Annotated in this window: 14 protein-coding genes; 8 read left to right on the top strand and 6 right to left on the bottom strand. The window is 70.8% G+C overall.

Annotation, left to right across the window (positions count from 1 at the left end; genetic code table 11):
• Window positions 1-115 precede the first annotated feature (115 nt).
• The 6 genes from ADY59_RS09120 (at window position 116) to ADY59_RS09145 (ending at window position 5,374) form a co-directional block, all read left to right on the top strand.
• Window positions 116-772, top strand: coding sequence for a response regulator transcription factor (locus ADY59_RS09120; RefSeq protein WP_049560362.1), 657 nt, complete (start codon window positions 116-118; stop codon window positions 770-772).
• Window positions 769-1,977 carry a sensor histidine kinase gene (locus ADY59_RS09125; RefSeq protein ID WP_049560158.1) on the top strand — a complete coding sequence of 403 codons (1,209 nt, stop codon included), beginning with the start codon at window positions 769-771 and terminating at the stop codon, window positions 1,975-1,977. The genes ADY59_RS09120 and ADY59_RS09125 overlap by 4 nt, the downstream gene beginning before the upstream one ends.
• Before the next feature lie 68 nt (window positions 1,978-2,045).
• Window positions 2,046-2,951, top strand: coding sequence for an ABC transporter ATP-binding protein (locus ADY59_RS09130; RefSeq protein ID WP_049560364.1), 906 nt, complete (start codon window positions 2,046-2,048; stop codon window positions 2,949-2,951).
• Between the two features lie 3 nt (window positions 2,952-2,954).
• Window positions 2,955-3,683, top strand: a complete 729-nt coding sequence (locus ADY59_RS09135) for an ABC transporter permease (RefSeq protein ID WP_049560161.1) — start codon at window positions 2,955-2,957, stop codon at window positions 3,681-3,683.
• A gap of 42 nt (window positions 3,684-3,725) precedes the next feature.
• Window positions 3,726-4,778: a sensor histidine kinase gene (locus ADY59_RS47450; protein ID WP_231618626.1), complete on the top strand. Its 1,053-nt coding sequence runs from the start codon at window positions 3,726-3,728 to the stop codon at window positions 4,776-4,778.
• Window positions 4,775-5,374 (top strand): response regulator transcription factor, encoded by a 600-nt coding sequence (locus tag ADY59_RS09145; RefSeq protein ID WP_049560164.1) that lies wholly within the window; start codon window positions 4,775-4,777, stop codon window positions 5,372-5,374. Before ADY59_RS47450 ends, ADY59_RS09145 begins: the two co-directional genes overlap by 4 nt.
• Before the next feature lie 2 nt (window positions 5,375-5,376).
• Here ADY59_RS09145 and ADY59_RS09150 read toward each other — a convergent pair whose 3' ends face one another.
• The 6 genes from ADY59_RS09150 to ADY59_RS09175 all read right to left on the bottom strand — a co-directional run bounded on the left by ADY59_RS09150 (window position 5,377) and on the right by ADY59_RS09175 (window position 10,799).
• Window positions 5,377-6,270, bottom strand: a complete 894-nt coding sequence (locus ADY59_RS09150) for a CU044_5270 family protein (RefSeq protein WP_156325391.1) — start codon at window positions 6,268-6,270, stop codon at window positions 5,377-5,379.
• Complete coding sequence (locus ADY59_RS09155; protein WP_049560170.1) at window positions 6,263-6,874, bottom strand: RNA polymerase sigma factor; 612 nt, start codon at window positions 6,872-6,874, stop codon at window positions 6,263-6,265. The genes ADY59_RS09150 and ADY59_RS09155 overlap by 8 nt, the downstream gene beginning before the upstream one ends.
• Window positions 6,875-6,944: 70 nt before the next feature.
• The gene (locus ADY59_RS09160; RefSeq protein WP_197093510.1) at window positions 6,945-7,760 is read right to left on the bottom strand and encodes a sugar phosphate isomerase/epimerase family protein; all 816 of its coding nucleotides are present in this window, start codon (window positions 7,758-7,760) and stop codon (window positions 6,945-6,947) included.
• 1 nt (window position 7,761) lies between these two features.
• A complete protein-coding gene (locus tag ADY59_RS09165) occupies window positions 7,762-8,595 on the bottom strand; it encodes a carbohydrate ABC transporter permease (RefSeq protein ID WP_231618617.1) in 834 nt (277 codons plus the stop codon).
• A complete protein-coding gene (locus ADY59_RS09170; RefSeq protein ID WP_049560178.1) occupies window positions 8,592-9,467 on the bottom strand; it encodes a carbohydrate ABC transporter permease in 876 nt (291 codons plus the stop codon). The genes ADY59_RS09165 and ADY59_RS09170 overlap by 4 nt, the downstream gene beginning before the upstream one ends.
• A gap of 9 nt (window positions 9,468-9,476) precedes the next feature.
• A complete protein-coding gene (locus ADY59_RS09175; protein ID WP_049560179.1) occupies window positions 9,477-10,799 on the bottom strand; it encodes an ABC transporter substrate-binding protein in 1,323 nt (440 codons plus the stop codon).
• 169 nt (window positions 10,800-10,968) lie between these two features.
• Between ADY59_RS09175 and ADY59_RS09180 the strand changes: the two genes are divergently transcribed.
• Both ADY59_RS09180 and ADY59_RS09185 read left to right on the top strand, forming a co-directional pair.
• Window positions 10,969-11,970, top strand: a complete 1,002-nt coding sequence (locus tag ADY59_RS09180) for an SIS domain-containing protein (RefSeq protein WP_049560181.1) — start codon at window positions 10,969-10,971, stop codon at window positions 11,968-11,970.
• Window positions 11,970-12,815, top strand: coding sequence for a PfkB family carbohydrate kinase (locus ADY59_RS09185; protein WP_049560182.1), 846 nt, complete (start codon window positions 11,970-11,972; stop codon window positions 12,813-12,815). Before ADY59_RS09180 ends, ADY59_RS09185 begins: the two co-directional genes overlap by 1 nt.
• Window positions 12,816-12,824: the final 9 nt, after the last annotated feature.

Here is a 12,824-nt window from a genome sequence, read left to right on the forward strand (position 1 = left end):
CCGTCGAGAGGCAAGAGAACAGGCTGGGCTGTTTCTCCGCTGTTTCCATCGGCGCTAACAGGAAGTAAACAACCCATCCGTCACCATCGTCCCAGGTCAACTGAAGGGCATGAGCATGCGCGTGCTGGTGGTGGAGGACGAGCGGATGCTCGCCGACGCGATCGCCGAATGGCTGCGGGACGAGACGCACGCCGTCGACACCGCGCACGACGGCGAGGCGGCGCTGGAACGGATCGCGGTCAACGACTATGACGTGGTCATCCTGGACCGGGACCTGCCGATCGTGCACGGCGACGACGTGTGCCGGGAGCTGGTGGCCTCCGATTCGACGGCGCGGGTGCTGATGCTCACCGCGGCCGGGGAGATCGGCGACCGGGTGACGGGGCTGTCGCTGGGCGCCGACGACTACCTGGCCAAGCCGTTCGCGTTCGTGGAGCTGGCCGCTCGCGTGCACGCGCTGGGCCGCCGGGCGCGGCCGGCCGCGCCGCCGGTGCTGCGGCGGGCCGGGCTCACGCTCGACCCGGCCCGCCGGGAGGTCTACCGCAATGACCGGTACGTCCCGCTGTCGAACAAGGAGTTCGCGGTGCTGGCCGAGCTGCTGCGGGCCGACGGTGCGGTGGTCTCCACCGAGCAACTGCTGGAGAAGGCATGGGACGAGCACGCCGACCCGTTCACGGGCGTGGTGCGGCTGACGATTCTCAAGCTGCGCCGCAAGCTCGGCGACCCGCCGGTCGTGGAGACCGTGCAGGGCGCGGGGTATCGCATCTCATGAGGCCGATCTCGCTGCGGGTCCGGCTCACGGTCGTGTACGGCGCGCTCTTCCTGCTGGCCGGGCTGGTGCTGCTCGGCGTCACGTACCTGCTGTTCAACCAGGAGGTGACGCGGATCTTCGAGAACAAGTACGGCGATCCGGACGGCGGGGACGGGAGGAACCGGAGGTTCCTCAGCATCATGCTCGACGGGGTGCCGCTCAGCCCGGAGGCGTCGCTGGCGCTGATCCGGCAGCAGGAGGAGGAGCTGCGCAGCGCGGCGCTCACCTCGCTGATCGTGCAGGGTGTGATCGCGCTCGCCGTGGTGGGCGCCCTGGCGTTCGGGCTGGGCTGGCTGGTGGCCGGCCGGGTGCTGGCCCCGCTGCACCGGGTGACCGCGACCGCGCGGCGGATCGCCGCCGCGCCGATCGCCGACCGGGGCCTGGCCGCGCGGATCGCCCTGGAGGGCCCGCTGGACGAGGTCAAGGAGCTGGCCGACACGTTCGACACGATGGTGGAGCGGCTCGCCCACTCCTTCGACGGCCAGCGCAGGTTCGTCGCCAACGCCTCGCACGAGCTGCGCACCCCGCTCACGCTCAACCGGGCGCTGGTGGAGCTGGCCATGCATCGGCGTACGGCCTCCACGGACGTCAAGCAGCTGGGCGAGAGCCTGCTGGAGATCAACGCCAGGCACGAACGGCTCATCTCGGGGCTGCTGCTGCTGGCCCGCGCCGAGCACGAGATCGCCGACCGCTCCCAGGTGGACCTGGCCGACGTCGTCACGCACGTGGTCGGGCAGACGGCGCCGGAGGCCGAGCAGGAGAAGGTGACCGTGCACGAGGAGGCGTTCCCGGCGCCCACCAGCGGCGACGCGCTGCTTCTCGAACGCCTGGTGATGAACCTGGTGGAGAACGGCATCCGGCACAACACGCACGACGGCACCGGCTGGGTCCGGGTGTCGAGCCGGACCGCCGCGGGCGGACAGGTCACGGTGACCGTCACCAACACCGGGCCCGCCGTCCCGCCGTACGACATCCCGGAGCTGTTCAAGCCGTTCCGCAAGCTCGGCGGGGACCGGCTGGTCACCGGGAAGAGCGCCGGGCTGGGCCTGTCGATCGTCCGGTCGGTGGCGCGCGCGCACGGCGGCGACGTGGTGGCGCGCCCGCGCGAGGGCGGCGGGCTGATCGTGACGGCGATGCTGCCGAGGGCGACGACCTGGAACCCATGACAGGTGTCACGCGCAGGTCGTGACAGGTGAGCGAGGCGTCGCCGGGGATCCGCTCCCACAATGACGTCATGCTGACGGATGCGGACGCCGGCGCGGCGGTGAGCCTGCGCGGGCTGCACAAGACGTTCGGCCAGGTGCGCGCGGTGGACGGGGTGGACCTGCTCATCGCCCCGGGTGAGGTGGTGGCGCTGCTCGGCCCCAACGGCGCGGGCAAGACGACCTCGATGGAGATGCTCCTCGGGCTCACCACGCCCGACCGGGGCGAGGTGCGCCTGTTCGGCCGCACCTCGGCCAGGGCCACCGCCGAGGGCCTGGTGGGCGCGATGCTGCAGTCGGGCGGGTTCCTCAACGAGATGACCGGGCGGGAGATCGTCCAGGTCATGGCCGCGCAGTACCCCGAGCCGCTGCGTGTGCGGGACGCGCTGGAGCGGGCCGGGATCGCCGGGCACGCCGGACTCAGGTACGGCGGGATGTCGGGCGGGCAGAAGCAGCGCGTCCGGTTCGCCGCCGCGCTCGTGTGCGACCCGGACCTGCTGGTGCTGGACGAGCCGACCGTGGCCATGGACGTGCAGGGACGCCGCGACTTCTGGGACGCCATGCGCGCCTACACCGACGGCGGCAGGACCGTGCTGTTCGCCACCCACTATCTGGCCGAGGCGCAGGACTTCGCCGACCGGGTGGTGCTGATGCGGGCCGGCCGGGTGATCGCCGACGGCTCGGTGGCCGAGGTGACGTCGCGGGTCGACGGCCGGACGATCAGCGCGGCCGTCCCCGGCGCCGACGTGGCGAAGCTGCGCGAGCTGCCCGGCGTCGGCCTGGTGGAGCGGCGCGACGAGCTGGTGACGCTGCACTGCCTGGACTCCGACTCCGCGCTGCGTGCCCTGCTGTCCGCGTTCCCTCAGGCCAGGGACGTCTCGGTGACGGCCATGTCGCTGGAGGCCGCGTTCGTGGCCCTGACCAGTGGAAAGGTGTGAGTCATGGGTGCGCTCATCGTGACGGAGCTCAAGCTGCTCAGCCGGTCGATGGAGTTCCTGGCGATCGCGGTGCTGTTCCCCGCCGTGTTCTTCCTGATCATGTCGGAGGTGTTCGGCGGCCTGGACGCCGGGCGGCTGGACATGGTCACGTACATGATGATCAGCATGGTCGCGTTCGGCGCGATCTCCGGCGCGATCAGCGTCGGGCAGCGGGTCGCCCCCGAACGGCAGGCCGGCTGGAACCGGCAGCTCCGCCTCACGCCGCTGCCCGGCTGGTCGTACGTGGCGAGCAAGGTCGTGGTGTCGCTGGTCGTCGTGCTGCCCGCGGTGGTGCTGATCCTGGCCGCCGGGTTCCTGGTCAAGGGCGTGCGGCTGACGATCGCGCAGTGGGTGCTGGTGCTGGTCGCGGCCTGGCTCGGGTCGCTGCCGTTCGGCGTGCTGGGGCTGCTCATCGGGCTGGCCGTCAAGTCGGACGCGGTCGGCGCTGTGTACGTGGCGGCGTTCCTCATGCTGGCGCTGTTCGGCGGGCTGTGGGTGCCGGTGGAGGCGCTGCCGGACTTCATGGTGGCCTTCGCGCACGCGCTGCCCAGCTTCTGGCTGGCCGAACAGGCCAGGAACCTGGCCGTGGGCGGGGTGCCCGACCTGCTCGGCGTGCTCGTGTCGGCTGCCTGGTTCCTGGTGGCGGGGGCGCTGGTGGTCATGCTCTACAAGCGGGACACCGCCCGCGTCTAGCCACTTAACACAGGATTCCGCCCGGGTTATGTTGTGATCATCATGGTCGCGTCAGGCTGGATCAACCGGCTCTTCGCCATCCTTTTCACCGCGCCGCTCTGGTCCATCGCCGTCCGGGCACGGTCGGCGGGGGAGCTGGCGGCCATCGTGGCCTTCGGCGCCGCCTACGTGTTCACCTACGGATGGGTGTCCCATCGCGGGGTCGCGGCCCGGGCCTGGTGCTGCGTGGCGGTGACGGCGCTGGCCGGGGTCGTCGTCCTCGGCCACGGGCACCACGCGCTCTGCTTCAGCTTCCCGGTCGCGCTGTTCGCGATCATGATGCCGGGGCTGTGGGCGGTGGCCGCCGCCGGGTCGCTGGCGGCGGCCGTCGTGGTGGCCGACAGCCTGCTGCGGGGCTCGGTCGACGCGAAACTCATGATGATGCTCGTCGTGGTGCTGACCGCGCTGGCCATCCACGGCTTCCTCCGGCTGACCCACCAGTTGCGTACGGCCAACGCCACCATCGCCCGGCTGGCCGTGGACGAGGACCGCCGGAGGCTGGCCCGCGACCTGCACGACTCGGTGGGCTCCTCGCTGACCACGATCTCGGTGAAGGCCGGGCTGGTGCGCAGGCTGCTGGAGGAGGGGGCGCACGACAAGGCGCGGACCGAGGTCGCGGACGTGGAACGGCTGAGCCGGCAGGCCCTGCACGACGTGCGTTCCTCCGTCGCGGGCAACCACGCGCTGTCGCTGGCCGGGGCGCTGACGACGGCGCGGGACGCGCTGGTGGCCGCCGGGATCACGCCCGACCTGCCCCGGGAGGCCCCCGAGGTGCCGGTGACCTGCGAGCAGATCTTCGCCTACACGCTGCTGGAAGGCGTGACGAACGTGATCAGGCACAGCGGCGCGGGCCGGTGCCGGGTCAGGCTGGGGCCGACGTTCGTGGAGATCCGCGACGACGGCGTCGGCCACGCGGACGGCGCGCCGGGGACCGGGCAGAGCCTTGCCGGGCAGGGCCTGACCGGGCTGGCCGGCCGGCTGGCGGCCATCGGCGGCACGCTGGAGGCCGGTCCGGTCGCCCGCGGCTACCGGTTACGGGCGGAGTGCCCGCAATGATCAAAGTGCTGCTCGCCGACGACCAGACGCTGCTGCGCCGCGCGCTGGCCGCGCTGCTGCGGCTGGAGCGCGACCTGGAGGTCGTGGGCGAGGCCGGGGACGGCGACGAGGCGCTGGCCGGGGCCGCCCAGCTGCGCCCCGACGTGGTGCTGCTCGACATCCAGATGCCCGGCAGGGACGGCCTGACCACCATCGCCGGGCTGACCGCGCTCGGCTGCCGGGTGATCATGCTGACGACGTTCGGCAGGCCCGGCTACCTGAGCAGGGCGATGGAGTCGGGCGCTGCCGGGTTCGTGGTCAAGGACATCTCCCCCGAAGGGCTCGTCGAGACGATCAGGAAGGTGCACGCGGGGCTGCGCGTCGTGGATCCCGTGCTGGCCGCCGAGTCGCTGGCCGGCGGCGCCAGCCCGCTCACCTGCCGGGAGCGGGAGATCCTGCTGGCCGCCGCCGACGGCGGCACCGTCACCGATCTGGCCCGCCAGTTCTGCCTGACGGAGGGCACGGTGCGCAACCACCTGTCGGCGGCCATCGGCAAGACCGGTGCCCGCACCCGCGCCGAGGCCGTCCGCATCGCCGACCAGCGCGGCTGGCTGTAGCGTCAGGGCACCTGGCCGGCCTCGTCCACCAGCCCCGAGGCCAGCATCGGCAGGGCGAACACCTCACCGCCGCGCACGGTCTTCCAGCCCAGGTAGTCGTAGTCGACCGGGTCGAGGATCGTGTAGCCCCTGCCCGCCTCCCCCAGGTCGAGCACCACGCCGAGGCCCGTGCGCCCGCCGCCGGTGTCGACGTTCTCCTCGATCCGGACGTTCGGGATCTTCGCCATCGCCCGGAACATCGCCGCCGCCTTCTCCGGCGGGATGATCGGCCCGAACTTCAGGTACCACTGGATCGTGCCGAAGGCGTTCACGTCGGCCTCGGTGCCCGGCGGGCACTCCGGCTGGCAGATGGAGCCGGCCCTGGAGTCGATCGTCCGCATGTGCGCCAGCAGCTCGTCCGGGTCGTCGGGGAAGCTCTCCAGCTCGGCCTGCGTCTTGATGGGGTTCGTCGGCCCCTTCTCCCCCTTGCCGATCTTGAGTTCGCCCCCGGGTTCCCTGATGGCCGTCCGCTTGCCGTCCATCCGGTGCCACGACTCGTACACGGGCAGGGTGGGGACCGGCTGGCCCTCCTTCTTGTAGATCCACTGGTCAGGCCGGATGTCCGGCATCTCGGACTTCTCGGCCACGAGTGCTGCGTCCTCCAGTACGGTGGCCGCGCTGGGCCGCGCCGCTGAGGGCGGCACGGGCGGCTCGCCGGCCCGCAGGACGGTGACGGCGGCCGCCGCCAGCCCGAGCGCCCCCACCAGGGCCACCCCCAGCCGCCAGCGGGCGCGCCGCTTCCCGACCGGGACGGCCTGCGCCCGGACGACCGACAGCAGCCGGGCCTCCTCGGCGCGTACGTCCAGGTCGCGGGGCACTTCGTCGCGCAGCCCGGTGAGCAGATCCATCTCATCCATGTCCGTACTCCTCGCTCGTAGCGGTGGGATCGGCGTCGCCCAGTGCCCGGCGCAGTTTCTCCCGGGCCCGGAAGACCCGTGAGCGCACCGTCCCCACGGCCACCCCGAGCGACCTGGCCGCGTCCTCGTAGCTGAACTCGCCCCACGCCACCAGCAGCAGCGCGTCCCGGTGCCCGGCGGGCAGGGCGGCGAGCGCGGCGGCCAGCCGGCCGCGCACCTCGCCGGCCGCCACCCGGCCCTCGACCCGGTCGGTGAACGGTTCCACCACCGGGTCGGCCCCCGTACGGCTCAGCGCCCGGTAGAGGGTGATCTCGCTGCGGCGGTGCCTGCCGATGAGGTTGGTCGCGATCCCGTACAACCAGGGCCGCGCGTCGGCGCGGGTCAGGTCGTACGTGCCGCGCTGCCGGAAGGCCGCCGTGAACGTCTCCGCCACGATGTCCTCGGCCGCCTCCAGGCCCAGCCTGCGGACCACGTACCGCTTGAGCGCGGGCGCGTGACGGGTGAACAGGACGGCGAACGCCTCGGGATCGTGCCGGGAGCGCGCGATCACCTCGGCGTCACCGCCCGTCCCGGGCTCGGCGAGCGGCGAGCGCTGTTGTGGCATCTGGAGGACCTTTCGGGGTGGGCACTGACATCAGTGATTGCCACCCCGCGCGGTCACGGTTCCCGCTTTCTCACGAAAAAGTACGAACAGCCTCCAGGCAGCGCTCCACCACCGGGCGCGGGTCGAAGGCGTACGACCCGTCGCCGAACAGCTCGAACGTCATCGCTCCCCGGTAGCCACGGCGCTCCAGCGCCTCCAGGTAGTCGCCCAGCGGCAGCTCGCCGTCGCCCCAGGCCAGATGCCCGGCCGGGCTCCCGTCGATGAGGTGCACGTGGCGAACCCGGTCGCCGAGCGCGTCGAAGTAGTCGTCCACGCTGTCCCCCGCCGTCGCCATGCCGACGGTGTCGAGCACCGCGCCCAGGTTCGGCGCGCCGATCTCGTCCAGCATCCTGCCCAGCGTGCGGGCGTTGTTGACCAGGTTGGACTCCACCCGCTGGAGCGGTTCGAGCACGCAGGTGACGCCCAGCGTGCCCGCGTAGCCGGCGATGTCCCCGATGGCGTCCACCGAGCGCCGCCAGGCGGCCTCGACCGGCTCGTCCTCGAACCCGCGCCCCGGCGTGAGCAGCAGCAGCTCGGCCCCCAGCTCGACGCAGAGCTCGGCGGCCCGGCGGAACATGGCGACGCTGTCGGCCCGCATCCAGGTGACCGGCGAGGCCACGTTGACCGGATACATCACCTGCTCGGGCGTGAGGCAGCGCACCCGCAACCCGCGCGACTCGGCCTGCCGCCGGACGGCCCGCGCCTCGGCGTCGCTCACCCGGGGCACGTGCAGGTGCGGCGCGATCCCCCACAGCTCCAGCTCCGTACGGCCGAGGTCGGCCGCGTCGTCGAGGAACCGCTCGAACGGCAGGTGCTGGTAGGAGAAGTTCGATCCGGTGATGTTCACGCTATTTCCCAATCCCGTCCGCGAGGCCCTTGACGATGTAACGCTGACCGAAAAGGAACAGAAGCACCACCGGCACGGCAGCGATGACCATACCGGCGAACACGACGGGGAACTCGGTCCCGTGCTTGCTCATCAGGCTGGTCAGCCCGACGGGCAGCGTCTGCACGCCGCTGCCGCTGGTGAACACCATCGCGAACAGGTACTCGTTCCAGGTGAAGAGGATCTGCAGCAGCACCACCGAGGTGATGATCGGCTTGCACATCGGCAGGATGATCCGCCAGAACGCGGTCCACCGCCCCGCCCCGTCCATCTCCGCCGCCTCGTCCACCTCACGCGGCAGATCGATCATGTACGCGCGGATGAGGAACGTCGTGAACGGGATCCGGAACGCCGTGTAGAGGATCAGCAGCGCCCAGAAGCTGTTGTAGAGCCCCATCGACTGGAACATCTTGACCAGCGGCACCAGCGCCACGGTCGGCGCCAGCATCAGCCCGCCGAGGATCAGCCCGGTGAACACCTTGTTGAGCGGGATGGCCACCCGCGTCAGCCCGTAGGCGGCCCACGCGCTGACGAACACGGTGGCGACCGTCGAGGTCACCGTCACCAGCACGCTGGTGGTGAGATAGCCGCTCACCCCCCGGTTCCACGCCTTGGCGTAGTTGCCGAAGCTCCAGTCCACCGGCAGCGCGAACGGGTCGCCGAACAGCTCGGCGTTGGTCTTGAACCCGTTGAGCACCATCCACAGCAGGGGATAGACCACGACGACCACGAGCGCGAGCAGGAACGCCCACATGAACAGGCGCGCGATCACGCCCGCGAAGCTCAGCCGGCTCACCACTCCACCCTTCTCCTGCTGGTCACCCAGAGCTGCGCCAGCGCCACCGCGAGCGTGAGCACGAACAGCACCGTCGCGATGGCCGCCGCGTAGCCGAAGTCGTTGCGCACGAACCCGCTGCGGTACAGCCACGTGCCCAGCACCTGCGTCGAGTTGTCCGGCCCGCCGCCGGTCATCACCATGACCTCGTTGAACACCTGGAACGCGCCCGAGATCGTGACCATGGTCATCAGCCCGGTCATCTCCCGCACCAGCGGCAGCGTCACGCTGAAGAAGCGGCGCACCGGCCCGGTCCCGTCGATGGCGGCGGCCCCGTAGATCTCCGACGGGATGCGCTGGATCGCCACCGCGAACAGCAGCGTCGAGTAGCCGAACCCCTGCCACTGGCTCATCGCGATGACGGCGAGCATGGCGGTGCTCTCCTGGCCGAGCCAGGCCTGGGCCAGGTGGCCGAGCCCCGCCGCGTCGAGCGCGTGGTTCAGCACTCCGAGGTTGGGCTCGTACAGGAAGTAGAACAGCAGGCCCGCGACGGTCAGCGAGATCGCCGACGGGATGAAGTAGACCACCCGCAGGCCGCGCCGCCACCGCTCGGAGCGGACGCTCTCGATGAGCGCGGCCAGCACGAGCGCGCCGAACACCTGGACGGCGACGGAGATCGCCGCGTAGAGCAGGTTGTTGCCGAGGGAGGACCAGAAGACCGGGTCGTCGAGGAGCTTGCGATAGTTGTCCAGGCCGACGTACTGCCGGCTGCCGCTGTAGATGTCCCATTCCAGCGTGCTGAAGCCGAAGTTCTGCACCAGCGGCAGGTAGACGAACACGCCGACGAGGACGAGCGCGGGGACGACCCAGGCCAGGCGGATGATGGCGCGCACCGGCTCGTCCTACCTGGCTGACGCCGAGGCCTGGCGCACGCTGTCGAGCACCTGCTCGGGGGTCTTGCCGCCGCTGATGAGCGCCTCGCCGCCGGACAGCCACGCGTCGGCGACCTCGGGCACCGTGACGGTGTCGAGCCAGATGGCCAGCCCGGACGCCTTGTTGACCAGGTCGATGCCCTCGTGGACGGCCTTGCTGGAGGTCTCGGGAGTGACGGCGCCGACGACGGTGCTCGGCTGGCCGTACGGGGGCGCGGAGAGGGTCTTGGCGTTCTTCGCGTCGGTCACGAACTTCATGAAGTCGACGGCCAGCGCGGCTCGCGGGGACCGGGCGTTGATCAGGTAGCCCTCGGGCGCGCCCTCGATCACCTTCGGGTCGCCCGCCGCGCCCTGGGGGACCGGCAGCGGGAAGATGCCGAAGTCGGCGGGCTTGACGACCTTGCCGGCGGTGGCGTTGTCGAACTCCAGGATCTCCTGGTAGTACATGGCCGCCTTGCCGTTGGAGAACGCCTCCTGCGCCGAGCTGTAGAGCACGCCGTTGGTGCCCTCGCGGGTGTCGGTGCACTGGTCGACCAGCGTCTTGAACTGCTTGAGCGAGGCCACGTAGCCGGGATGGTCGAGCTTGGCCGTCGCCGGCGCGAAGTCGGCGCGCAGCGTCTCGGGCGGCACGTTGTAGGCGAAGAGCTGCTGCAGGTAGTGCAGCGCGGGCCAGCCGTCCTTGTTGCCGAACGTGATCGGCTCGTAGCCGGCCTTCCGCAGCGTGGCGCAGCTGCCGATCAGCTCCTCGAACGTCTTCGGCACCTCGATCCCGGCCTTGGCGAAGGCGCCCTTGTTGTAGCCCATGAACTTGCCGTTGTTGTAGAGCGGGATGCCGTAGTACTTGCCGTCGTAGGCGAAGGCCGACAGCGACGCCTGGCTGAACGTCTTGCCCCACGCGGTGCCGGGGCCGATCACCTTGGTGAGGTCGGCGGCCCGGCCGCCGCGCACGTAGTTCTCGGCCCAGTTGCCGGTCCAGGTGAAGAAGATGTCCGGCAGCGCGTTCGAGGCGGTCAGGGTCTTGATCTTGTCCTTGATGCTCTGGTCGGTCTCCTGGATGAGCTCGACCTTCACCTCGGGATGCGCGCGCCGGTACTCGGCGGCGAGTTCCTCGAAGTAGGGGCTCAGCGGTTCCCCGGCGAACTTGGTCAGGATGCTCAGGGTCCCGGAGAACTCGGGCGTGGCGGCGACGTCGGCTGCCGCGGGAGCCGGGGCCGACTCGCCTGCGCAGCCTGCGAGGGTGAGCACCGAGGTCCCGACGAGTGCCGCGAGCGTCGTCAGAGCGCGAGAGCGCATGGGCTTCCTTTCTCTCGGAGCTGGTGTCGAGCGACACTACAGCGATCCTGATACCGGTACCAGACCTGAATCCAAGATCTTCTGTTTGCCGACGTGTTGACGGCTTCGTATGGGATGTGCCAGCGTGACCTCCGCGTGATACCGGTATCAGGTTGAAAGGACGCGCAACATGCTCAAATTCGATGAGCCGGAGTTCATCAAGCAGGCCGCCAGCGCGGTGGCCCTGCGACCCAAGATCGAGGAGCTCGTCGATCGGCTGGTGGACGAGGGGTTCGACAACCTGCTGCTGGTCGGCGCCGGCGGCACCTACGCGCAGATGTGGCCCTACGAGCACCTGGCCCGGCGCACGTCGGCGCTGAACGTGCGCTCGGCGATCGCGGCCGAGCTCGTCGTGACCGGTGACGCCGCACTCGGCGAGCGCACGGTGGCCGTCTTCACCTCGGTCACCGGCACCACCGACGACGTCGTGCGGGCCGTCGAGTACTGCCGGTCCAAGGGCGCCCGCACCGTCGGCTTCACCGGCTACGCCGACTCCCCCGTCGCCCAGAACGTCGACGAGGTGCTGCTCAGCGAGCCCAAGACGTGGCCGTTCGACTACCAGATGCTGCTGTTCATGGGCCGCCTGCTGGACCGCCGGGGCGAGTTCGACGGCTACGGAAAGCTCGCCCGCGAGCTGGCCGACATCCCGCGCGTCCTCGTCGAGGTCGCCGAGCAGGCCGAACCGGTGGCCGCCGCCTTCGCCGAGGCGCACAAGGACAGCGACTACCACTTCCTCATCGGCGGCGGGAACCTGTGGGGGTTCACATACCTCTACTCGATGTGCATCCTGGAGGAGATGCAGTGGCTGCGCACCACCCGGGTGCACAGCGCCGAGTTCTTCCACGGCTCGCTGGAGCTGCTCGAAGCCGGCACGAGCGTGCTGATCTTCCAGGGCGAGGACGAGTCCCGCCCGCTCACCGACCGCGCCATCGCCTTCGCCCGCCGCGTGTCGCAGGACGTCACGGTCTTCGACACCCGCGACTACCCGCTGAACGGCATCAGCCCCGAGTTCCGCGGCCTGCTCGGCCCGCTCGTCCTCGACACCGTGCTGAGCCGCGTCAGCAAGCACCTGGAGCGGGTCCGTGACCATTCGCTCGACCTGCGCCGCTATTACCGGGTGATGGACTACTGATGAAGGTGCTCGGCTTCGGCGACAACATCGTCGACCGGTTCCTCGACCGCGGCATCGACTATCCGGGCGGCAACAGCGTGAACGTGGCCGTGTTCGCCCGCCGCCTCGGCGTCGAAGCCGCCTACCTGGGAGTGTTCGGCGACGACGAGCTCGGGCCGTTCCTGCGCGGGTCGATCGCCGCCCAGGGGGTCGCCGTCGACCGGTGCGTGGTGCGGCCCGGCGAGACCGGCGTGTCACACCTGCGGGTCGACGACGGCGACCGCGTCTTCCTCGGCTGGAACGGCGGGGGAGTCACGGTACGCGAACCGCTCGTCCTGGACGCCGGGCTGGCCGCGTACGCCTCCTCCTTCGACCTGGTGCACTCCAGCGTCTACTCGCGCAGCGAGAGCGAACTGCCCAAGCTGCGCACCCGGGTGAGCTACGACCTGTCCAGCGAGGACGAGTTCCGCACCCCCGCCTACCTGGACCGGATCTGCCCGCACGCGGACCTGGTCCTGCTGTCCTGCTCGCACCTGGACGTGGCCGCCACCGAGGCGCTGCTGGCGGAGGTGGTACGGCGCGGCGCGGGCATCGCGCTCGCCACCCGCGGGGTCGAGGGCGCGATCGCGCACGACGGCGAGGTCACCGTGTCGGCCGCCGCCCTGCCGGTGGACGAGCCGGTCGACACGATGGGCTGCGGGGACGCGTTCCTCGCCGGGTTCGCGGTCTCGCTGCTGCGCGCGGGCTGGGAACGGGCCGCGCTGGAGCCGGCGCTGCGTGACGGGGCGGCGGCCGCCTACGAGCAGTGCCTGGTCGAGGGCGCGTTCGGCGGCGGGCAGCCGATCTTGACTAGAATCGAGAAATGAGGGACGGCA

The organism is Nonomuraea sp. SBT364, assembly GCF_001083785.1.
Taxonomy (GTDB): domain Bacteria; phylum Actinomycetota; class Actinomycetes; order Streptosporangiales; family Streptosporangiaceae; genus Nonomuraea.

Bases quoted from the DNA above. Each gene is read 5' to 3' on its own strand.
- ADY59_RS09120 (WP_049560362.1), top strand. From the start codon at position 116: ATGCGCGTGCTGGTGGTGGAGGACGAGCGGATGCTCGCCGACGCGATC.
- ADY59_RS09125 (WP_049560158.1), top strand. From the start codon at position 769: ATGAGGCCGATCTCGCTGCGGGTCCGGCTCACGGTCGTGTACGGCGCG.
- ADY59_RS09130 (WP_049560364.1), top strand. From the start codon at position 2,046: ATGCTGACGGATGCGGACGCCGGCGCGGCGGTGAGCCTGCGCGGGCTG.
- ADY59_RS09135 (WP_049560161.1), top strand. From the start codon at position 2,955: ATGGGTGCGCTCATCGTGACGGAGCTCAAGCTGCTCAGCCGGTCGATG.
- ADY59_RS47450 (WP_231618626.1), top strand. From the start codon at position 3,726: ATGGTCGCGTCAGGCTGGATCAACCGGCTCTTCGCCATCCTTTTCACC.
- ADY59_RS09145 (WP_049560164.1), top strand. From the start codon at position 4,775: ATGATCAAAGTGCTGCTCGCCGACGACCAGACGCTGCTGCGCCGCGCG.
- ADY59_RS09150 (WP_156325391.1), bottom strand. From the start codon at position 6,270: ATGGATGAGATGGATCTGCTCACCGGGCTGCGCGACGAAGTGCCCCGC.
- ADY59_RS09155 (WP_049560170.1), bottom strand. From the start codon at position 6,874: ATGCCACAACAGCGCTCGCCGCTCGCCGAGCCCGGGACGGGCGGTGAC.
- ADY59_RS09175 (WP_049560179.1), bottom strand. From the start codon at position 10,799: ATGCGCTCTCGCGCTCTGACGACGCTCGCGGCACTCGTCGGGACCTCG.
- ADY59_RS09180 (WP_049560181.1), top strand. From the start codon at position 10,969: ATGCTCAAATTCGATGAGCCGGAGTTCATCAAGCAGGCCGCCAGCGCG.
- ADY59_RS09185 (WP_049560182.1), top strand. From the start codon at position 11,970: ATGAAGGTGCTCGGCTTCGGCGACAACATCGTCGACCGGTTCCTCGAC.